This is a genomic window from Paenibacillus silvestris, assembly GCF_009882985.1.
Taxonomy (GTDB): domain Bacteria; phylum Bacillota; class Bacilli; order Paenibacillales; family NBRC-103111; genus Paenibacillus_E; species Paenibacillus_E silvestris.
This window is the reverse complement of the sequence record NZ_WTUZ01000020.1, coordinates 303240-324678: the sequence shown is the minus strand read 5'-3', so window position 1 is coordinate 324678 and position 21439 is coordinate 303240. Positions and strand designations below refer to the sequence as shown.

Here is a 21439-nt window from a genome sequence, read left to right as displayed (position 1 = left end):
TCGAACCTACCACTCCAAGCCCTAGCTACAGCTGAAATAGCTGGAAAATCTACCGTTAATCTACGCTGCTTGGCGGCAGGGAATGAGATAGCGGTAGAAACTCCAGCTAAATCGTCGGTAGTAACTCGAAATCTGCTAGATTCGGCGAAATTAGAGGTAGAAAATCCAGTTACTTGGGGAAAAGTGGAACAATCGCAGAATATAGCTGGAGAAATCGGCGTTAATTAAAGCGATCCAGCACTCACCACTCAGGTGCCCATTCGAAATTCTTCAAATCTACCCACCAGCCTAAGGTTGATGGGTTTTTCTTTTTCCAGGGATGGAAATAATGAAGAATACCGATGAAACCAATGGAGGAATGTATGGAACTAACGCCTGTAATTCCTTTCGAGCCGATTAGCACAAACGCGCTGCCAGAGTCTAGCGATTGGGTGGCGCAAATTAAGTGGGACGGCGTTAGAATGCTCACGTATTTCGATGGCAGCGAAGTCCGTCTCATTAACCGGCGATTAAACGACCGAACGATGCAGTACCCGGAGATAGCCAATATTTCATCCTACTGCAAAGCCAAATCAGTCATTTTGGACGGGGAAATTATTGCACTCAAAGACGGAAAGCCATCCTTTCATGAAATCATGCGAAGAGACGGTGTGAGAACCTCCAAGAACATTCCGCAGCTTCTAAAAACAGTTCCTGTCGTCTATATGATTTTTGACATTCTATTTCATGATGGTCAATGGGTAGTGGATCAACCTCTGCAGCAGAGACAGCAGCTTCTATCCAGCGTGGTCTCAACGAGCGAAATGATTCAGCTTGTCCCCAATCATACGGACCCTGCCTCGCTATATGCGGTTATGGAGCAGCATGACATGGAAGGTATCGTGATCAAAGATTTAAACAGCAAATACCAACTTCATGGCAAAGATAAGCGGTGGATGAAGAAGAAAATTATCCATGATCTTGTCGCAGTCGTAGGCGGGGTAACGAAGAGAGGGAATTTAGTTAATGCTGTTATGCTGGGACTTTATGACGATGCCGGGGGACTGTGGTACATAGGTCATGCAGGAACCGGTAAGCTGACACAGAGTGATTGGAGATCGTTGACCGAAGTCACGGATCAAATGGTTCTGCAGAAAAGACCGTTTGTCAATACGCCTGAAAGGTCCAAAGAAGCCATCTGGATCCAGCCCCTCATCACGGTCAAAATCAATTATATGGCCTGGACGCGAGATAGAAATCTGCGCCAGCCTAGCATTCAAGCCATCGTCTCTGTATCTCCTGAGGAGTGCAGCTTTAAACAAATTTAGTGTGTTGTCTAAGTGGAAGCCGCAAAAAAGCCTGCTCGGTTTAACAGGGACCGGGCAGGCTTTTAAGTAATTTTCTACGCAATAGGCTCCTTCGCTTTCTTCGCACGAGGTTTGGCTTTCGGTTTCTTTTCCTCCGTAACGGTGGCATCAGACTCCAGCGTCACTTTGCTGTCACCGGAGGATGACTGGGTGGCATCCAAGCTCGCTTGCAGAGCAGCCATAAGGTCGATAACGCTCGTTTTTTGCAGGGCAGGCGCTGCTTGTACTTCTTCTCCTGCGATTTTGTGCTCGATAGCTTCTAACAGGCGTCCGCGATATTCGTCTTTATACTTCTCAGGTTCAAAAGGAGAAGATAATTGGCTAATCAGCATTTTTGCCATGTCCAACTCACGCTCGTTCACAGTCACTTTCTCAGGTAAATTAGGAACTTGTGAGATGGGCCGAATTTCGTCGGGATAAAAAATGGTCTCAAGCGCCAAGCAGTTCTCGATGACGCGAATAGCGGCCAGGGAGCTCTTGGAGCGGATGGAAACTTTGGCGATGCCGATTTTGCCGGTTTGGCGCATGGAGTCAAGCAGCAAATTATAAGCGCCAGCACCTGTATCCCCGGGCCCTAAGTAGTACGTTTTTTGAAAGTAAACAGGGTCGATATCTGTCAAGTTGACGAAGTCCAGAATTTTGATCTCTTTATTCGCTTCTCCTGAGATCGTTTCCAACTCTTCCTTCTCAAAAAGGACGAAACGCCCAGGTTCGTATTCATAGCCTTTCGTAATTTCATCCCACTCTACTTCCTTGTCGCAAGTCTGGCATTTGCGCACATATGCTAGCGGAGTAATGCAGGTTTTATGTATATATCGCATGGAGATATCCTTATCTTCCGTAGCCGAAAACATTTTCACAGGCACATGTACGAGTCCGAAAGAGATCGCGCCTTTCCAAACCGTATGCATCGCTTGATTCCTCCCCCAAATGAGCTTTATTTTACTAGTATTCTCTTGATTTCCTTCCTTTATACGGAAGTATTTTGAGAGAATGGTTTGCCTCCTGAGTGGGTACGTTAAAGAGGCAAGTTTAATGCTAAGCAGCTTGTCATAGGCAAAGCTAATGCTAAGGAGGGATTCAAGGATGGCACAGGATTCAAATGCATCCCAAGATACGAACGATCAGGGTCAAGAAGATCATTTTATGGATATTGACCGTATGATTAATGAGGGCTTGGGAGGCGGCAACGTCACCATGCATAACGGATTAATCGAATCCACGACAACGGATACGATGGATCATCCAGAATCCGTATTGGATGAGCCATGAACCTTCATCGCGCTCAAGAAATTTTAGCCGCAGATGAAAAGATTACGGTTGAACTTAACGGCGTTCCCGTCTGGATCGACAGTGTCGACTCAAGCAAAGCGCTCGTTAAGGTTCATGCCGAAGAAAATCCGGCCGATTCCCGATTAGTGACGGTTCAAGAGTTGGAAGAGGTTCACTGACGGAAATGGCAAGCCTGCCCCGATGCAATTCGGAGCGGGCTTTTTTTCATTTCAGGTTGCTGTTGCCTACTAGCGAAGTCTATAATAGGAGCAGCAAGCGCAATCGGAAGAAAGGGATGAGATCACTGACTCAATCCACATTTACGTACTACTCCCAGCATGAGGAAGACACGGATTCACTGGGTAAATTGTTGGCCGCCTATCTGGTTCCTGGCTCCGTTCTTACGCTGGATGGTGATTTGGGAGCAGGCAAAACGAGATTTTCACAAGGCTTTGCAAGGGCGATAGGCATTCAAGAATACGTCAATTCCCCTACATTTACAATTATCAAAGAATATGAGGGAGCTAAAATTCCTTTCTACCATATGGATATGTATCGCATTTCCCAAGAGGAGGCGGACGAGCTGGGGCTGGAGGATTACTTCTATGGAAGTGGCGTGACCTTGATTGAGTGGTCAAGCCTCATTGAAGATCTTCTGCCGCCGGAGCGACTTGCCATTACGATATCCCTTCAAGGGGATCAAACCAGAGTGTTTCACCTGACGCCATACGGAGATCCGTATGTGAGTTGGTGTAGGCAGATGAAGGAGAACGGACATTTACAATGACAGACCCGACTAATCACACAGGACGATGCTTAGCCATCGATACCTCATCTTCAGCCATGACCGTTGCGATTCTAGAGAACGGTAAGATGCTCGGCGAGGTGAGTTCATACGCGGAACGGAATCACTCCATCGGACTGCTTCCACACATTCAAGATTTGTTAGCTTCATTGCAGCTCAAACCGAAAGACCTGCAATCTGTTGCAGTAGGCCAAGGTCCCGGTTCGTATACGGGGGTGCGTATTGCTGTTTCTGTTGCCAAAACATTTGCTTGGTCGCTAAGTCTTGATCTAATCGGTGTTTCGAGCTTGGAAGCCATGGCGCTTGGCGGGGCGATGAAGCAGGAGGACAAGAACAATAAGGGACTTACGTGGGTCGTGCCGCTCTTGGATGGAAGGCGCAAACAGGCGTTCACAGCTGTTTACGCTTATTCGGGTGTTTCCCCGATGACAGATCAAGAAGAGCTAGCAGCGGATTGGCATGAAGTGCTGCCGGATGGCATTCGTGTCATCGGACCTTGGCTGGTGCAATTGCTCGCACAGGCTGCAAGTGCAGAGCCTGAACAAGCACCTGATAAGATTCTCTTTGTAGGTGAAATAGAGGGCTTTAGCGAAGAACTCACCCAATTTGTGCAAGATTGGAAGGGGAGCTTGGAGCAGCTTTCCTATGGGATCGAAGCGCAGTATGTTGGTCAGCTTGCTTACCCGCGATTAGCTCGGGGCGAGAGAGCAGATGTGCATACGTTTGTACCAAACTACACAAGACTTCCGGAGGCTGAAGCTAATTTGCTGGCAGGCATCCAGGTGAAGAAGGGAGGGAATTGATCGTGGAACAACATCAGCCGCAGACGACGGAAGAAACGTTGGTTTTTCGCTCCATGCAGATGGAAGACATTCCCTTTATCTGCGAAATCGAGCAGGAAGCCTTTACGACACCATGGACCAAAGGAGCTTTTGAAAATGAATTAACGAACAATCAGTTCGCTCATTATATGATCATGGATTCAGGCGGTGAGGTCGCTGGATACGGGGGCATGTGGCTCATTATGGAAGAGGCGCATGTAACGAATATTGCCGTCCGCGACTCCTTCAGAGGCCGCAAGCTCGGCGAGCGTCTCATGCGTGAGTTGATGAAAACTGCCGCTTTTCTTGGGGCGATTCGCATGACGCTTGAGGTGCGGGCTTCGAATTACGTAGCGCAAAATTTGTATGAAAAAGTCGGCTTCCGCTCCGTTGGTGTACGCAGAGGCTACTATACCGATAATCGTGAAGATGCGGTAATTATGTGGGCGGATTTGCCTAAGAGAAGAAAGGATAGTCTCGGAGATTGAGGCTTTCGGCAGGTGAAGAACGTGACTAAAATTGATCAACATAGTAAACCCGTCTATATTTTGGCTATTGAGACAAGCTGTGATGAAACCTCTGTAGCGATTGTCGAAAATGGTAAAATCATTCGCTCGAATGTGATTTCGAGCCAGATTGAGACGCATCAGCGTTATGGCGGCGTAGTCCCCGAGGTGGCTTCCCGGAAGCACGTGGAGTCGATTACGTGGATGCTCGAAGAAGCTGTTGAAAAAGCGTGTGTATCGCTTCAGGAGCTGTCAGCCATTGCTGTCACAGAGGGCCCTGGTCTGATTGGGGCCTTACTAGTTGGCGTTGTTGCAGGCAAAGCGCTTGCCTGCGCACTGGATCTGCCTCTCATCGGTGTTCATCATATTGCTGGACATATTTATGCGAATCAGCTCGTGCATGAGCTGGAATATCCGCTTATTTCGCTTGTCGTGTCCGGCGGGCATACAGAGCTTGTGCTTCTCGAGGAGCCAGGCAAGTTCCGCATCATTGGGCGAACACGCGACGACGCGGCTGGCGAAGCCTACGACAAAATTGCCAGAGCCATGGGGCTGCCCTACCCTGGCGGACCTCACGTGGATCGGCTTGCACAGGAAGCTGATTCCGAGATCAAGCTGCCGCGCTCGTGGCTCGAGGCAGACTCTTACGACTTCAGCTTCAGCGGTTTGAAATCTGCTGTGCTGAACGTCGTCAACCAAAGCAAAATGCGCGGCGAAGCCGTCCAAACCGCGCAAATCGCCAAGGGCTTCCAAGCATCCGTCATCGACGTGCTTGTCGAGAAAGCGGCCCGCGCCGTACGCGAATACGGCGCCAAACAGCTCTTGCTCGCGGGTGGTGTTGCGGCGAACAAAGGGCTGCGCAGCGCGCTTGCTGAGCGCTGCGAGGAGCTTAACGTGCCGCTGCTCGTGCCTCCGCACGTTCTATGCACGGACAACGCTGCGATGATAGGCGCAGCCGCTTTCCTCAAGTGGGACAAGCAGGAGTTCGACTCTATGGAACTCAAAGCTGAGCCGCAGCTCAAGCTAGAAGAATGGTAGTCTGAAAAAAATAAATGTTCAGATAACTGTATTGACTTTGTGAAATGCGCATATTATAATCACAATCAATACTTTAAAAACGCAACGAACGGGATTAGTACGGAACCTCAGTTTCGCTCAGAGAGCTGTGCGCTTGGTGAAAGCACAGACGAAACGTGACCAGAACTCGCCCGGGAGCGGTAAGACTGATAAGGATGCCAAGGATCCAGCACCCAAGTAGGTCTTGACGGTTGACCCCCGTGATCAGGTACATGAGTGGTTTCGAGTGTAACAGCTCGGATCAATTAGAGTGGTACCGCGGAAGGTTCAGACCTGTCGTCTCTTATATAGAGATGGCAGGTCTTTTTGGTTTTCACATATAGAACAAACGCAATGAACAAGAGTAGTAAGGGCTCACTTCTACGGTACAGAAAGCTGCGGGTTGATGCGACGCAGACCGTGAACGCCCCGAACTCGCTTGGAAGCGGTCATCCTGATCGGCAGTCTCACCTGCTGTTAGGGATGAACGGATGACCTCCGTGATCAGGTGACATAGCAACCGCTATGTCTGAGGTGGGCTTCGTTAGCGAAGCCAACAAGAGTGGTACCGCGCTGGGTGAAGACCCGTCGTCTCTTATGTGGAGATGACGGGTCTTTTTGTCGTCTCCGGGGCGAGTGAAACAGCTTTGATCGACAGCGGGGAAGGGAACTCCAGGGCGCTATTTCAACGAAAATAGCCTCTAAAGCAAGGAGAGGGAACTGTGATCCGCTATTTCCTTTTAGGTGGAAATTTAGCCCAAGGAGAGAGGATAAGGCCCTGTAGTTCCCCGTCATGAGCTGAACCTCATCTTTTCTTATGAATAGGGGAAAGAGGTTCCCTTATGTAAATTAACAGCATCGCCTGACTTTAAGAAATCATCAGCAACAGACCATCAATAAGAAACCATCAACAACAAACCACAGCCAACAAAGATTGGCTCACATTCGAGGAGGAATTGAACCATGGAAAATAACACAAACCGCCGCATTCGCATTTTTGATACAACACTTAGAGACGGTGAGCAAGCACCGGGCGCTTCACTTTATCCGGAAGAAAAGATTCGCATCGCGAGACAGCTGGCCAAAATGGGCGTAGACACGATCGAGCCTGGCTTTCCAATCTCGAGCCCCGGCGACTTTCATGCGGTGCAGCAGATTTCGCGTGAGCTGCAAGGCGTAGAAATTTGCGGATTTGCCCGTGCGATGAAAGCGGATATTGATTCAGCTATCAAAGCTACGCAAGATGCCGCATCGCGCCGCATTCACATGTTCCTGTCCTCGTCGGACATCCATCTGGATTTCCAGCTTCGCAAATCGCGTCAGCAGGTCGTTGAAATGGCGCGATCCATGGTCGCTTATGCGAAACAATTCGTGAACAACATTGAATTCTCACCGATGGATGCCACGCGGACCGGGGACGAATTCTTGTTCGAAGTGCTGGAGGCCGTCATCGCTGAAGGTGCTACCATTCTGAACATTCCAGATACAGTCGGCTATGCGCTGCCAGAAGAATACGGGGCGATGTTCCGCAGAGTGCGCCAAAGTGTAAGAGGCGGCGACACGGTTGAATACAGTGCACATTGCCACAATGACCTGGGCCTTGCCGTAGCGAATAGCCTTGCAGCTATTGCGGCTGGCGTCACACACGTGGAAGTAACGGTGAACGGCGTAGGAGAGCGCGCAGGCAACTGTTCCCTTGAAGAACTCGTGATGGCGATAGAGACGCGTAAGCAAACGATGGGTGTGGAAACAGGAATTGTGTCCAGCGAAATTTTTAACACGTCCAAAATGGTCAGCCGCATCATGGGCTTCCCGATTGCTTACAACAAACCGATTGTTGGAAGAAATGCGTTCCAGCATGAAGCGGGCATTCATCAGGATGGCTTGCTGAAAAACCGCAATACCTACGAAATTATGGACCCGGAAAAGCTGGGTATCCCACGCTCCATGATCATTCTGGGTAAGCATTCCGGCAGACATGCGCTGAAACATCGCGTAGGCCAATTTGGAATTGAGTTGACGGGAGAAGAGCTGGATAGCCTGTACATCAAGTTCAAGGAGAAAGCGGATGAGCAGAAAATGGTGACCGACGATCAACTTCTGGAGCTTGTTGGTTCCACAGTTGACGGGCAAATGGAGCCATTCACGCTGACGCATATGCAGGTCGTTTCCAGCAGTGATCGCAATCGTGTAGCTTCTGTCTCGGTTCGAAACAACCAGACAGGCGTCGAGAATGTCTACTCAGGCACAGGTGAGGGTCCAATCGAGGCAATCATTCAATGCCTGCGTCAAGCCATTCCGATGGAGGTGGATTTCGCCGATCTGGAACTGCATTCCCTATCCACAGGTGAAAAAGCAACCGGTGAAGCAGAGGTCACGATCTCGGTTGAGGGTCAAACCTTTAAGAATACTGGGATCGATCAAGATGTGCTTGTTGCTGTTGCCAAGGCTTTTATCTCAGCGTGCAACCAAGCTATTCGCATGCAAGGTCAGCCCGCAGATTCCACCGAAGTGACGACGGCGTCTTAAGGAATTGGACTCACCCGAATTGTAAGAAAACTTAGTTATATACACGACTTGTGAACAAAGTTATACACATGCCCTGTGGATAATGTGCATAACTTTAAAATTTCCCCATAGATCAATGATTGTAAAGGCGGAATTTGTCGAATAACTTTTTCACAAGTTTTTGTGGATAATGTGGATAAGATTGTGGAAAACAGCAGAAAAGCTTTAGGAGGGCGGATTTCGCCCTTCTTTTTTTTGTGGATAACACGAAGTACATGGAAAATAGGTGATTGGAGTCCCATTTTAAATTTTCGGAACAATCAAGCAGTGGATACTTTCTCCTATGGATGAAAATGCTAAAAGCAAAAACAGCAGGAGATTGCCCATGAAGATTAGAAAAATGCTGCGGATTGTGGGTATCTTAGGTTTTGTGTGGCAGTTGTCCACAATTTGGGGGACGGTAGGAGCTCATGAGGACACAACCATCCACAAATTTGAGGGGGTTGACCGAAATGACAGCATGAGCAGAGTGGAAAGAGTGGAAAGAACAAAACAAGTGACCGTGGTTTCGATACCCGGTCTTTCTTTTCTGGAGCTTCGACCCGACCAATTGTCGGCGCTGCCTCATTTTGAGCACATAACACAATTCGGTGCAGTCGGCGCTATGAATATTCGTACAACAAACCGTTCAATGCGGGATGTATATGCTTCTTTGGGAGCAGGCGAGCCCGCTGTTGGGATCGTGGAGGCGCTCACTTTTGAGGCAAGAGAGTCCAGGCATGGTGTTCGCGTTTCAGAGCTTATGAACCGGTATACGGGTCAATTGGGGGGAGGACAGACTAGTCTTCTAGAGGAAAACTCGCTAATTGTTCCTGAGCTGGCTATGCTCAAGCGCCTTAACAAGGAGCAAGCCTATGGCGTCGGTGCAATGGGAGACTTGCTGAAAACTTACGGTGTTCATCGTTCCGTGCTGGGAAGCAGTGATTTGGGAAGAGGTATGCACCTGGAACAAAAGCAACTACGTCGCTATGCTCCGCTAATGCTCATGGATTCCAATGGATTTGTGGATAAAGGAACACTTGGTGACGATGCAGCTATGGCTGTTGTGGATAGACCAGGCGGTATGAGCACCGATTATGCACATCTAACTTCGTTGTGGAAAAATAGGCAGCAGCTGAGCATCTCTGTAATCGAATTAGGTGATTTGTACAGATTGTACAGTGAGAGAGCGCATTACGATCAGGATCGATTCAATGAGCTCAAAGGATTAGTGCTGCGTGATATGGATCAATGGTTGGGGCAATTATTGGAGGGGATGAAGCCGGGCACAGACAGCTTGTGGATGTTCTCGCCAGAGGTCAACGCAGAAGCGGCGAAAAGCAAATTGTACTTATCCCCACTCCTTCATTACACGGCAAGCGGTAGCGGAGGGATCCTTGTTTCGGAATCTACCCGCAGGCTGGGGATCGTTACTTCACAGGATTTCACAAGTACACTGCTGAATGAGTTCAAAATCCCAGTCCCTAATGGGCTGATAGGAATCCCTCTAGCTGCTTCAGGGATGAGTCATGCACTAGATGAGCTCGTAAGGGATCAGAGCAGTATACAGATGATTTATCGCAGCAGGCCCTCGTTGCTGTATCCTTTTGCTACTTTTGAGATGATTGTCCTCCTGATCAGTTTGATCTATGCCTTGTGGATAAAAAGGAGGGGAAGGAAAGAAGTAGTTCCGGCCCAAGGTGTTCTGCGAATACTGTTGCTGTCACTTTTGACTGCACCTGCTGTTATGTTGATATTGGGGTGGATCGCAGTGCCAGCAACAACTCAATTCGGGATCAATGGAGCAATCATCATGCTCGTTGTTAGCCTCGTCGCAGGCAGTCTAATCCTAGCCTTCATTCTGACAGCATACAGCGAAACAACGGCAATGATTTGGTTAGGTGTGGGAACGGCAGCAATCATCGTGCTGGACACCTGTACAGGGGCGTACGCGATGAAATACTCCGTGCTTGGCTATGATCCGATGATCGGCGCACGCTACTACGGCATCGGCAACGAGTACATGGGCGTCCTCATCGGCGCCCTCGTCCTCGGCATAACGGCGGCTCTGCAGCGCCGTTATGCCGCTCGCGGCACGCGGGCCTCGCGCACGGCGGCGCTCGCCGCTTGCGCTGCGTTCTTGCTCGTGACGGTGTGCCTGACGGCACCGTCACTTGGCGCGAACGCGGGCGGCGCACTGAGCGCCGCGGTCGCCTTCGGCGTAGCCGGCGTGCAGTGCTTCGCCGGCGAACGCTGGCGCGAGCTGCGCCTTGGCAGGGCTTCTGCCCTGCTGGCAGCGCTGCTCGCGCTCGGGGTTGGGGCGCTGTGGCTGCTCAACAGCGCCGATTCTCCCGCGGCGTTCGCGCGGGAGAGCCATGTCGGGCGCGCGTTTCACGCGCTGCGCGCCGGGCAGTTCGATCAGATCGGACATCTGATCGTGCGGAAGCTGCGGATGAACGTGCACTTGCTTCGTGCATCCGTCTGGAGCAAAGTGCTCATCACGAGCCTCTTCGTGATGGCTGTGTTAGTGCTGCGCCCTCGCGGCCGTCTGCGCGTGTGGCAGCACAAAAACCCGTACTGGATGTACGGGTTTTCGGCGAATATGATCGGAGCCATAGCAGCGCTGCTGCTGAATGACTCCGGCATTGTTGCCGCTGCGACGATGATCGTTTTCGTCGCGGTTCCTTTGCTGCTGCTGCGCCTAGGGGAGCTGGCAGTCGAGCAGGGTGCTTAACTTGCGGCGCAGCTTGTTCAGCGGCCTTGCACCTTTAACGATGTTAAACATCGTTAAAGGTAAGTCCCAGGCATTCACCAACGTTTTAACGCTGAAAAGCAACGTTATAACGATGGTGGGCTTGAATTTGCGGCGGTGCGGACGCCGTTAGAGCTGTTTTTCAGCGTTAATTGGCGCTGAACTTAGGGGTCAGCTATGTTAACGTTGTTTAACAACGTTAATTAAGTGTAATGAAGGAGGTAACTGCTCCTGAGCAGCCCCAAAAGGCCCTCTCACGCAGCTTCCTAGCAGAAGCCTAAGCGCGAGAGGGCCTTTATGGCTTTCTCAGAGCGAGAAACCCAAGCTTTCGCCCAAGATAACTAGCTGAACAGCCCCAAAAGGCCCTCTCACACAGCTTCCTAGCAGAAGCCTGAGCGCGAGAGAGCCTTTATGGCTTTCTCAGAGCAAGAAACCCAAGCATTCGCCCAAGATAACTAGCTGAGCAGCCCCAAAAGGTCCTCTCACGCAGCTTCCTAGCAGAAGCCTGATCGCGAGAGGGCCTTTATGGCTTTCTCAGAGCGAGAAACCCAAGCTTTCTCCCAAGATAACTAGCTGAGCAGCCCCAAAAGGCCCTCTCACGCAGCTTCCTAGCAGAAGCCTGAGCGCGGGAGAGCCTTTAATCAATCAAGCGAGCAAAATCTCCCACTCCTCATAACAAGCCGCAAGCGCACTCTTCCGCTTATCGACCTCAGCCGTCTTCTCTTGAACGAGGACGTAGTTGTTGTACACATCAGGATCGGCGAGCTCCGCCTCTAGGCCGGAGACTTCGTCCTCCAACCGCGCGATGTCTAGCTCAAGCTGCTCCAGCTTGCGCTGGCGGCTGCGTTCTTCGCGCTTAGCCAGCTTGTCAGCTTCATACCCGCCACCGCTGATGACGGGTTCATTTTTGCCAACGCTGCTGGCGGATTTTTTCTCCGCTTCTTTGGCGAGACGTTTGGCTTCCATTTCGGCAAGCTCCGCTTTTTTCTCCAGGTAATCGTCGTAGTTGCCGAGGTAAGCCGTGAGCCCGTCTTTTTGCAAATCGAGCATGCTTTCAGCCATTTTATTCAGGAAGTAACGGTCATGGGAGATGAAAAGGAGGGTACCCTCGTAATCCATCAACGCTGATTCCAGCACTTCTTTACTATATAGATCCAAATGGTTGGTAGGCTCATCCAGGATGAGTACATTCGCTTTTTGGAGCATCAGCTTGGCCAAAGCCACGCGTGCTTTTTCGCCGCCGCTTAAGGCAGAGACTTTCTTGAACACCTCTTCGCCGCTGAACAGAAAGTTCCCGAGCACGGTGCGAATTCGGGCTTCTTCCAGATGCGGATACGTGTTCCACACTTCCTCCAGCACACTGTTGGATGGGGTTAGGCCTGTCTGTTCTTGATCGTAATAGCCAATTGTGACGCCTGTTCCCCATTTGAAGGTGCCTGCATCTTGTTTGTGCTGACCAATTAAGGTTTTCAGCAGCGTCGACTTGCCGACCCCGTTAGGACCGATAAGAGCAGCCGTTTCCGAGCGGCGCAGCTGGAAGGAGACGCCGTCGAGCAGGCGGTTTTTCCCATCATAGGAAAGCGATAAATGATCAACCTGAAGGACTTCTTTACCGGAAGATTGTTCGATTTCAAAAGAAAACGAAGCTCGCTTCAAATCACCCATCGGCTTATCCAGACGATCCATTTTCTCGAGCTGCTTGCGGCGGCTCTGCGCTCTTTTGGTCGTAGAAGCACGCACGATGTTACGCTGTACAAAATCCTCCAGCTTCGCGATTTCTCCCTGCTGCTTCTCGAACTGCTTCATTTCAATCTCATAGTTGGCTTCTTTGATTTCGATAAATCGGGAGTAGTTGCCCGTGTACCGTTTGGAAGCATGGCGTTCAATTTCGTAAATGGACGTGGCTAAGGCATCAAGGAAAAAGCGGTCATGGGAGACGACCAGAATCGCACCCGGATAACCTCGCAAGTAGCCTTCCAGCCAAGTCAGCGTCTGGATGTCCAAATGGTTCGTAGGCTCATCCAGCATGAGCAGATCGGGCTCTTCGAGCAGCATTTTGGCCAGAGCTAATCTTGTTTTCTGACCACCGCTTAGCGTTTGAACGAGAGTGTCAGGGGAAAACTGGCCGAAGCCCATCCCGTGAAGGATCCCGCGAATTTTGGCTTCGATTTCGTACCCACCTTGCTCACGGAAATATTCGGAGCGTCCCGCGTAACGATTCATCGTGGATTCGTACTTTTTTTCATCCTCAATAAGTAAAGGGTCTGCCATCTGTGCTTCCAGCTCACGCAGCTCTCGCTCTGTCTCCAGCAAGGAGCTAAACACGCTGAGCAGCTCGTTCCATATGGACTTGTCCGTTTGCAGACCGCTATTTTGTTTTAAATAACCGATTTTCGTTTCTTTCGCTTTAAAGAGATCGCCGCTGTCATAAGACATTTCGCCGGCAATAATTTGGAGCAATGTTGACTTCCCGGCACCGTTCACGCCGACTAGGCCAATACGTTCCTTGTCTTCGATTTGGAGCGTTATATTGGAGAGTACAGAACGTACCCCGTAGCTTTTGGAAATGTTAGAAACTTGTAATAACATCTTCTGCTGCCTCCTGCTTATTAATGAAAGAACCTGTGGAAGTCCTTATCCGAACGACCTATAATCCCATCAATTCACTAGTATACACCATGCGTGAGTACGTCGTATGCTTAATTTTGCATAGAGAGGAAGGGGGATAGGGAGATGGCGGATTTGCCTTTGCGGCTTGCCAGGTATTTAGGTATATTTGTGCTGCTTATTGTTGTGCTTGGGCTGCCAATTCAGAGCTGGGATAAAGGCCTATTATCCAATGTTCCCGTTATGCCTGCCGCTAATTTAGAAGCGCCTGCTTCTTTCACCGTCATGACTTTTAATATGCACCACGGAGAAGGGATGGATGGCAAAGTCGATATCATTAGGATTGCCGAGCTTCTGGGGCATGAAAAAGCCGACATTATCGCCCTTCAAGAAGTGGACCGTTATCGCCTGCGCAGCGGATTCGTAGATCAAGCTAGAGAACTTGCGGAAATGCTCGGCATGCATATGGTTTATAGTCCTAGTCTAACCTATAAGGTAGGTCAATATGGCATAGCTATTTTGAGTCGTTATCCGATCGCTGACAGCAGCTGGGCGCTTCTTCCGGGAAGTTTGGAAAGTAGGAGCCTTCTAATGACTACCGTGCTGATTGGTTCCGAGCCAGTCCATATTGCAACGACTCATTTGGGGCTTTCTGGGGAAGATCGGCAGCTTCAGCTCACGCGTATATCAGAGCTTTTGGCAGATAAGAAAGGACCGCTCGTCGCCCTCGGCGATTTTAATATGGAAGAGGATGCATTCCCAGTCCAAATGAACAAAATGCCACTCGTGGACGTCCCGTTAGGGAAAGACTCGCAGGGCACTTTTGCAGGCGGTCAACGGATCGATTATGTGTTCACAAATGTGCCAAACACCGGTTCAGCTTGGACGGTACCGACGATATTCTCGGACCATTTTCCCGTCATAGCGCGGTTTAGGTTGGGGTCTGCAGTACGAGTATAGTTTTTTTCCTTGTTTATGTTAAAATGGGGGAAACCACTCCTTGTTAGGGAAGGGCTGAGCCAGTATGAACATTCGTGAACGGAAAATTGAACTACGTAAGGAAATGGAAGAACTACGTTCGTCCATTACAGCAGAAGAACGGGAAGAGAAGCAGCAGCGCATTCATGAGCGAATGACGAAGCTCTGTTCAGATAGACTTCTTGGCACGGAGCAGCAGGAAGCGTCCATTCCGCCTACGATAATGACTTATATGCCATTCCGGTCCGAGCTGGACGTTGCCCCTCTGATGGAATGGTGCTGGCAGCAGGGAATTCGTGTGCTTGTGCCGAAGGTTGTAGCAGATACGAAAACAATGAATTTGCATATCATACATGCCTACGACGATTTGGAGAGCGGGGCATGGGGCATTAGAGAGCCTCATAGCCATGTGCCGATCGAGCACGATTTGTCCACAATTTCGATGATCTTGGTGCCAGGGCTTGCCTTTGACATGGATTTCGGAAGGCTTGGGTATGGCGGCGGTTTTTATGACAGATTCATGCAGCTCTTTGCGGCTCGAGGTCTGAAGAGACCTTTTGCGGTTGCTGCTGCTTTCGATAAGCAGTTGATTCCTGCGGTTCCCTCCTCCTGGCATGATTTCCGGGTTGATGGTATTGTCACCGAAAGCAAAATGGTTTTTAGATCAGAAACATAATAAGGGAGGTGAGTGACTTGCCCGATTCCTCTCCGCTAACGCATTTCAACGAACAGGGACGAGCTCGTATGGTTGATATTTCGGACAAACCGGAAACGAAGCGAACAGCGACAGCCCGTTCGACTTTACTGATGAAAAGTGAGACACTTGCCTTAATTAAACAGGGTAAAATGAAAAAAGGCGACGTCCTCGCTGTCGCGCAGGTGGCTGGCATCATGGCCGCTAAGAAAACGTCAGATTGGATTCCTATGTGCCATCCGATCGCTTTATCGGGCATAGACATTCAATTTGCTGATAATGGCAACAACGAACTCTACATAGAAGCAACTGTCCGGACGACGGGACCAACAGGCGTGGAGATGGAGGCTTTAACGGCCGTATCTGCCGCCGCGTTAACCGTCTATGACATGTGCAAAGCCGCAGAGAAGGATATGATCATTAGCTCCACGATGCTAGTCACGAAAACAGGCGGTAAAAATGGGGATTTTCACAGAGAAGATAGTTGAGTGAGACGCGACTAAGACCACTGGGGTTTGCGCATAGATGAAGTCGACGATCATTCAGTAGTAGGGGTTATCTCATTCAGTTAACAAGGGAGAGGTGACGAAGGATGCACTGGAAAGTTGCGATTTTGACAGCCAGTGACCGCGGTTACCGAGGAGAACGAGAAGACACCAGCGCTCAGGTAATCCGCGAGCTCATTGAAGAAGAGATTCAAGGCGAGATCATCGAGTACCGTGTTGTACCGGACGAGATGGACGAAATTATGGCTTCATTAATAGAAATGACGGACTATTATCAGGCTGATCTGATCCTTACAACAGGAGGGACAGGTCTGGCTCCGCGAGATGTGACACCGGAAGCAACGCTGAATGTCATTGACCGGGTTGCCCCGGGCTTTGCTGAAGCGATGCGGATGATTTCCATGCAAAAAACGAAGAAAGCCATGCTTTCTAGAGCCGTATCGGGTATTCGCGGCCGCACATTGATTATTAATTTGCCAGGCAGCCCCAAAGGCGTGCAGGAGAATCTGATGGCGATCATCGATCAGCTCCCGCATGCGCTGGGCATTCTGACAGGCAAAGAAGGTGACCACGGGTGAGTAGACAGGAATCTATGCTGCGTGAAGTGAAGGTTGAGGATGCCATTGGGATGATTCTGCCTCATGATCTTACGCAGATTTTGCCAGGCGAGTTCAAGGGCCGTTTATTCCGCAAAGGTCACCAGGTGACGGAGGCCGATATTCCTGCACTGCTCAGCATTGGCAAAGAGCATATCTATGTGATGGAGCTGCAGCCGGGCTACCTGCATGAGGATGAAGCCGCGCAGCGGATGGCGAGAGCGATAGCGGGCAGCGAGCTCGTATTCACTGAGCCGCATGAGGGCAAAGTGAACGTGAAATCACCGATTCGCGGCTTAGTCCGAATCGATAAAACCTTCGTCGATCACGTGAACGCAATCGACGAGGTCGTGATGTCGACCATTCGCAGCGGCGTGGTCGTAGAGGCTGGCGCTTCGCTTGTTGGCACGCGGGTGATCCCGCTGATTGTTGACGAAGCGAAGGTTGTAGAGGTCGAGCGTATTGCTGCCGCTCGTCGTGCGGAGGGCTTCACCTTGCTTGAGGTGAAGCCGTTTCGTAAGCTGCGCGTTGGCGTCGTGACGACGGGCAGCGAGGTGTACAAGGGCCGAATTAAGGATAAATTCGGCCCAGTGGTGAAGGAGAAGCTCGCGCAGCTCGGCTCCGAGGTGGTGGATCAACGCTTCGCGACAGACGATAGCGAAGCGATTGTTGGTGAGATCCACGCGCTGCTTGCGCAGAACGTGGATCTGGTGTTGGTCACGGGCGGCATGTCCGTGGACCCGGACGACCGCACGCCAGGCGCGATCAAGCAAGCCGGCGCCCGCGTGGTCAGCTACGGCACGCCGATGCTGCCGGGCTCGATGCTGATGATGGCCTATCTAGGCGATGTGCCGATCATGGGCTTGCCGGGTTGCGTCATGCATGACCCGTACACGTCCTTTGATGTGCTGCTGCCGCGTATTTGCGCAGGCGAGACGATTGTGCGCAGCGACATTACGGAGATGGGGTATGGCGGGTTTTATCAGTGTTAGTTAGTTAATTAACTGGAATTAGTCCAGTTAATTGGCGTTTTTCATGGTGTTTAGGAGAAATAGAGGGAATTTCTGGGGCTAATTTGATGGTTTTGACTGCTCTCAGAGGATTCGAGTGAAGTTAACGGGAGGAATTCCAGTTAATGCCGTTAATCGAGTATCTGAGGACAAATTAGCGGGATATTTTCATGTTAATGTGTCGTGTCGTTTTCAGCTGATCACTTTTGTTCGTAAAGCAATACATGATGGAGATGAAAGACATGTTTCAAAACATCGGTTTTACCGAGTTATTATTGATCGCGGTCGTCGCGTTAGTTTTATTCGGGCCTAACAAGCTGCCCGAGATTGGCCGTGTGCTGGGGCGCACAATCAGGGATTTCAAGAAGGGTGCCTATGAGCTCATGAACGATGAGCCGAAAGCTGCACCTGCCTCTTCTGCGCCTGCGCCTGTGGTGGTTCAGCAAGCTCCTCCGGAGGCTAGTCCTGTGGCAGAGGAACAAGCGCCAGCTGTCGCGTTTGCAGCGAGCGGTCCAGCAATGGACGAGGCTGACGCACCACCGTCGGCAGTGTCTCCAGCGGCGCCTGCAGCCGCGCAGCAGCCTGCAGAGAAGTCAGCTGTCGCATTTGTTTCGAGCGCGCCTGGGCCTGACTTGGCAGACTTGGCGGAGGAATCCGTCACACAGCCTGCAATCTCTAAACCAGCACCGGCGGCTGTGCAACCAAGTTCTCCGCGGCGTCTACCGGACTAGTCCATTTTTCTTTTTAGCATAACAAGTGGTTCAGTCTTTCAGGCTCGATTCACTAGATCAGGTTGGTGAAATATGTCAACGAACGAAGAAATGTCACTCGTAGAGCACCTTGGTGAGCTGCGTAAACGGATCATGTGGATATTGCTGGTCTTGGTCATTGGGATGGTGGGTGGATTAATTTCTGCTAAGCCAATCATTCGATACCTCAAAAATATCCCCCCGGCAGATTCGATTAGCTGGAATGTTTTCTCCCCATGGGACGCTTTGCGACTGTATATGAATTTTGGCTTAGCCGTTGGTATCCTTATTACCTTGCCGGTTACGCTTTATCATATATGGGCTTTTGTTAAGCCAGGACTGCGCGAGACGGAGCAGAAAGCTTCGATCATTTATATTCCTTATGCGTTTGTGCTTTTTCTAGCAGGTCTTTCGTTCGGTTATTGGGTTGTTTTTCCGATGGCTTTCTACTTTACTTCTTCCATTAGCAAAAGTCTCGATATCACCGAGATGTATGGTGCGGCTGAATATTTTACATTCATGTTCAACATCATTCTGCCACTTGCCATTGTGTTTGAGATGCCGATTGTTGTTATGTTTTTGACGAAAATCAGGCTTCTTAATCCGAAACGGCTGCATAAGTTCAGAAGGTATGCGTACATGCTGCTTGTTATTTTAGCAACTGTGATTACGCCTCCGGATGCCATTTCGGCGATCCTTGTGGCTTTGCCGCTTATTGTTTTATATGAATTTAGCGTATTTATGTCGGGCTTTATTTACCGCAAGCAGCTGCTGAAGGATGCAGAATGGGAACGGGAATTCGGTGCCAAATAAGAAAACAGTCTGTCACTTTTGTGCAGGCTGTTTTTCTTTGAGAGAGGGAATATTTGTTTTTCATTTGGGTAGAATGAGGGGGGTGTTCGAAAGTACGAAAAATGTGTAAAAGGACTTGCAAATTACTCCCAGAATGAGTATCATAAGAGTTGTTGTTAGCACTAAACACATTCGAGTGCTAATAACCTTGAAAAACACTATTACCAATTTTCTAAAGGAGGCTATTTTTCCATGATCAGACCGTTAGGTGATCGAGTAATCATTGAAGCCGTTGCGAAAGAGGAGACTACAGCAAGTGGTATCGTGCTGCCAGATACAGCGAAAGAAAAACCACAAGAAGGTAAAGTTGTAGCCGTAGGCGCAGGCGCGTTGAAAGATGGCGTTCGTGTTCCGCTTGAAGTAAGCGAAGGCGACCGTATCATTTTCTCCAAATACGCAGGAACTGAAGTGAAATACGAAGGCCGCGAACTGTTGATCTTGCGCGAAAGCGACATTCTCGCTGTATTAGCCTAATTTAGCAGGATATAGATCGGCACTACGTTTTACTTAGGTTTTCCGTTTTATTACTTACTATGTATCGTTTAAATAAGAGGAGGTTTCCTATTCATGGCAAAAGATATTAAGTTCAGTGAAGACGCACGCCGCGCGATGCTTCGTGGGGTAGATGCTTTGGCTAACGCTGTAAAAGTAACTCTAGGTCCAAAAGGCCGTAACGTTGTACTTGAGAAAAAATTCGGTAGCCCGCTCATCACAAATGACGGTGTAACTATCGCGAAAGAAATCGAGCTTGAAGATGCTTTCGAAAACATGGGAGCTCAACTTGTTAAAGAAGTTGCTACCAAAACAAATGATGTTGCCGGTGACGGTACAACAACAGCTACAGTTCTTGCACAAGCTATGATCCGTGAAGGTCTGAAAAACGTTACTGCAGGCGCTAACCCAATGGTTATCCGCAAAGGTATCGAGAAAGCTGTTAAAGCAGCTGTGGAAGAGCTTCAAAACATCGCTAAGCCTATTGAAGGCAAACAATCCATCGCACAAGTTGCGGCAATCTCTGCTGCTGACGAAGAAGTAGGCGAACTTATCGCTGAAGCTATGGAAAAAGTAGGTAAAGACGGCGTTATCACAGTTGAAGAATCCAAAGGTTTCTTGACTGAGCTTGAAGTTGTAGAAGGTATGCAATTCGACCGTGGTTACACGTCCCCTTACATGATCACTGACACGGATAAAATGGAAGCTGTCCTTGACAACCCATACATCCTGATCACTGACAAAAAAATCTCGAACATCCAAGAAATCTTGCCTGTTCTTGAAAAAGTTGTTCAATCCGGTAAACAACTTCTGATCATCGCTGAAGATGTTGAAGGTGAAGCACAAGCAACGCTTGTTGTGAACAGACTTCGTGGAACATTCACTTGCGTAGCTGTTAAAGCTCCTGGTTTCGGTGACCGTCGTAAAGCTATGCTTGGCGATATCGCTGCTTTGACTGGTGGACAAGTGATTACAGAAGAACTTGGTTTGGATCTGAAATCCACGCGTCCTGAGCAATTGGGTAGCGCGCGTCAAATCCGTGTAACGAAAGAGAACACAATCATCGTTGACGGTGCTGGCGACAGCAAAGACATCGCTGCACGTGTAACTCAAATTCGCTCACAATTGGAAGAAACAACTTCCGATTTCGATAAAGAAAAACTGCAAGAGCGTTTGGCTAAACTTTCCGGCGGTGTAGCGGTAATCAAAGTTGGCGCAGCGACTGAAACAGAACTGAAAGAGCGCAAACTTCGCATTGAAGATGCTTTGAACGCGACTCGTGCAGCTGTTGAAGAAGGTATCGTTTCCGGTGGTGGTACAGCTCTCGTGAACGTATACAACGCAGTAGCTAAAGTAGTAGCAACTGGTGACGAGCAAACAGGTGTTAACATCATCCTGCGCTCCCTAGAAGAGCCAGTTCGCACAATCGCAGCTAACGCTGGTCAAGAAGGCTCCGTTATCGTTGAGCGCTTGAAAAACGAAAAAGTAGGCATCGGCTACAACGCAGCAACTGGACAATGGGTAAACATGTTCGAAGCTGGTATCGTTGACCCTGCGAAAGTAACGCGTTCCGCTCTTCAAAACGCAGCTTCCGTAGCAGCTATGTTCTTGACAACAGAAGCGGTTATCGCTGATAAACCAGAAAAAGACAAACCAGGCATGCCTGATATGGGCGGCATGGGTGGAATGGGCGGCATGATGTAATTGGCTGACAAGCCTTTGCATCAAAGCTAGCTCGAAGAGGCTCCTCAGATTCATCTGAGGAGCCTCTTTTTTTTATGATCGACACTCATTTGTAGTGCCGATCATTTTTTAACGGACACATTGGCCGCAATTTTTGCTTTTCGGCT

20 protein-coding genes and 2 other annotated features are annotated in these 21439 nt (G+C 49.7%); of the genes, 18 read left to right on the top strand and 2 right to left on the bottom strand.

The window, feature by feature from the left end; translation table 11 throughout:
- The first annotated feature begins 362 nt into the window (after positions 1–362).
- Positions 363–1307 (top strand): ATP-dependent DNA ligase, encoded by a 945-nt coding sequence (locus tag GQF01_RS16820; protein WP_161408227.1) that lies wholly within the window; start codon positions 363–365, stop codon positions 1305–1307.
- A gap of 74 nt (positions 1308–1381) precedes the next feature.
- Here GQF01_RS16820 and ku read toward each other — a convergent pair whose 3' ends face one another.
- A complete protein-coding gene (gene ku / locus GQF01_RS16815) occupies positions 1382–2257 on the bottom strand; it encodes a non-homologous end joining protein Ku (protein WP_161407887.1) in 876 nt (291 codons plus the stop codon).
- Between the two features lie 175 nt (positions 2258–2432).
- On the opposite strand from ku, the gene GQF01_RS16810 reads away from it, so the two are divergent.
- The 8 genes from GQF01_RS16810 to GQF01_RS16775 all read left to right on the top strand — a co-directional run bounded on the left by GQF01_RS16810 (position 2433) and on the right by GQF01_RS16775 (position 11087).
- Positions 2433–2618, top strand: a complete 186-nt coding sequence (locus tag GQF01_RS16810; protein ID WP_161407886.1) for a hypothetical protein — start codon at positions 2433–2435, stop codon at positions 2616–2618.
- The gene (locus GQF01_RS16805) at positions 2615–2797 is read left to right on the top strand and encodes an H-type small acid-soluble spore protein (protein ID WP_161407885.1); all 183 of its coding nucleotides are present in this window, start codon (positions 2615–2617) and stop codon (positions 2795–2797) included. Before GQF01_RS16810 ends, GQF01_RS16805 begins: the two co-directional genes overlap by 4 nt.
- A 116-nt stretch (positions 2798–2913) precedes the next feature.
- On the top strand, positions 2914–3405 hold the full coding sequence (gene tsaE, locus GQF01_RS16800; protein ID WP_161407884.1) for a tRNA (adenosine(37)-N6)-threonylcarbamoyltransferase complex ATPase subunit type 1 TsaE: 492 nt from the start codon (positions 2914–2916) through the stop codon (positions 3403–3405).
- Positions 3402–4226 (top strand): tRNA (adenosine(37)-N6)-threonylcarbamoyltransferase complex dimerization subunit type 1 TsaB, encoded by an 825-nt coding sequence (gene tsaB, locus GQF01_RS16795; protein WP_161407883.1) that lies wholly within the window; start codon positions 3402–3404, stop codon positions 4224–4226. Before tsaE ends, tsaB begins: the two co-directional genes overlap by 4 nt.
- Positions 4227–4279: 53 nt before the next feature.
- On the top strand, positions 4280–4732 hold the full coding sequence (rimI, locus tag GQF01_RS16790) for a ribosomal protein S18-alanine N-acetyltransferase (RefSeq protein WP_161408226.1): 453 nt from the start codon (positions 4280–4282) through the stop codon (positions 4730–4732).
- Positions 4733–4744: 12 nt separating this feature from the next.
- Positions 4745–5788, top strand: coding sequence for a tRNA (adenosine(37)-N6)-threonylcarbamoyltransferase complex transferase subunit TsaD (tsaD, locus tag GQF01_RS16785; protein WP_161407882.1), 1044 nt, complete (start codon positions 4745–4747; stop codon positions 5786–5788).
- 75 nt (positions 5789–5863) lie between these two features.
- Positions 5864–6114 (top strand) — a binding site (T-box leader).
- Positions 6115–6151: 37 nt separating this feature from the next.
- Positions 6152–6405: a binding site (T-box leader), on the top strand.
- A 364-nt stretch (positions 6406–6769) separates the two neighbouring features.
- Positions 6770–8335: a 2-isopropylmalate synthase gene (locus tag GQF01_RS16780; RefSeq protein ID WP_161407881.1), complete on the top strand. Its 1566-nt coding sequence runs from the start codon at positions 6770–6772 to the stop codon at positions 8333–8335.
- Positions 8336–8699: 364 nt separating this feature from the next.
- Positions 8700–11087: a hypothetical protein gene (locus GQF01_RS16775; RefSeq protein ID WP_161407880.1), complete on the top strand. Its 2388-nt coding sequence runs from the start codon at positions 8700–8702 to the stop codon at positions 11085–11087.
- A gap of 663 nt (positions 11088–11750) precedes the next feature.
- On the opposite strand, the gene GQF01_RS16770 is transcribed toward GQF01_RS16775, so the two are convergent.
- Positions 11751–13694 (bottom strand): ABC-F family ATP-binding cassette domain-containing protein, encoded by a 1944-nt coding sequence (locus GQF01_RS16770; protein WP_161407879.1) that lies wholly within the window; start codon positions 13692–13694, stop codon positions 11751–11753.
- A gap of 144 nt (positions 13695–13838) precedes the next feature.
- On the opposite strand from GQF01_RS16770, the gene GQF01_RS16765 reads away from it, so the two are divergent.
- The 9 genes from GQF01_RS16765 (at position 13839) to groL (ending at position 21293) form a co-directional block, all read left to right on the top strand.
- Complete coding sequence (locus GQF01_RS16765) at positions 13839–14672, top strand: endonuclease/exonuclease/phosphatase family protein (protein ID WP_161407878.1); 834 nt, start codon at positions 13839–13841, stop codon at positions 14670–14672.
- 64 nt (positions 14673–14736) lie between these two features.
- A complete protein-coding gene (locus GQF01_RS16760) occupies positions 14737–15366 on the top strand; it encodes a 5-formyltetrahydrofolate cyclo-ligase (protein WP_161407877.1) in 630 nt (209 codons plus the stop codon).
- Positions 15367–15383: 17 nt separating this feature from the next.
- Positions 15384–15872 (top strand): cyclic pyranopterin monophosphate synthase MoaC, encoded by a 489-nt coding sequence (moaC, locus tag GQF01_RS16755; RefSeq protein ID WP_268894367.1) that lies wholly within the window; start codon positions 15384–15386, stop codon positions 15870–15872.
- A gap of 104 nt (positions 15873–15976) precedes the next feature.
- Positions 15977–16468 (top strand): MogA/MoaB family molybdenum cofactor biosynthesis protein, encoded by a 492-nt coding sequence (locus tag GQF01_RS16750; RefSeq protein ID WP_056608535.1) that lies wholly within the window; start codon positions 15977–15979, stop codon positions 16466–16468.
- 14 nt (positions 16469–16482) lie between these two features.
- Entirely contained in the window at positions 16483–17478 is a 996-nt protein-coding gene (locus GQF01_RS16745) for a molybdopterin-binding protein (protein WP_161407876.1), read from the top strand.
- Between the two features lie 260 nt (positions 17479–17738).
- Positions 17739–18227 (top strand): twin-arginine translocase TatA/TatE family subunit, encoded by a 489-nt coding sequence (locus GQF01_RS36860; protein ID WP_161407875.1) that lies wholly within the window; start codon positions 17739–17741, stop codon positions 18225–18227.
- A gap of 72 nt (positions 18228–18299) precedes the next feature.
- Positions 18300–19058 (top strand): twin-arginine translocase subunit TatC, encoded by a 759-nt coding sequence (gene tatC / locus GQF01_RS16735; RefSeq protein ID WP_161407874.1) that lies wholly within the window; start codon positions 18300–18302, stop codon positions 19056–19058.
- Positions 19059–19289: 231 nt separating this feature from the next.
- The gene (gene groES, locus GQF01_RS16730) at positions 19290–19571 is read left to right on the top strand and encodes a co-chaperone GroES (RefSeq protein WP_028553854.1); all 282 of its coding nucleotides are present in this window, start codon (positions 19290–19292) and stop codon (positions 19569–19571) included.
- A 93-nt stretch (positions 19572–19664) separates the two neighbouring features.
- Positions 19665–21293 (top strand): chaperonin GroEL, encoded by a 1629-nt coding sequence (gene groL, locus GQF01_RS16725; protein WP_161407873.1) that lies wholly within the window; start codon positions 19665–19667, stop codon positions 21291–21293.
- Positions 21294–21439 lie beyond the last annotated feature (146 nt).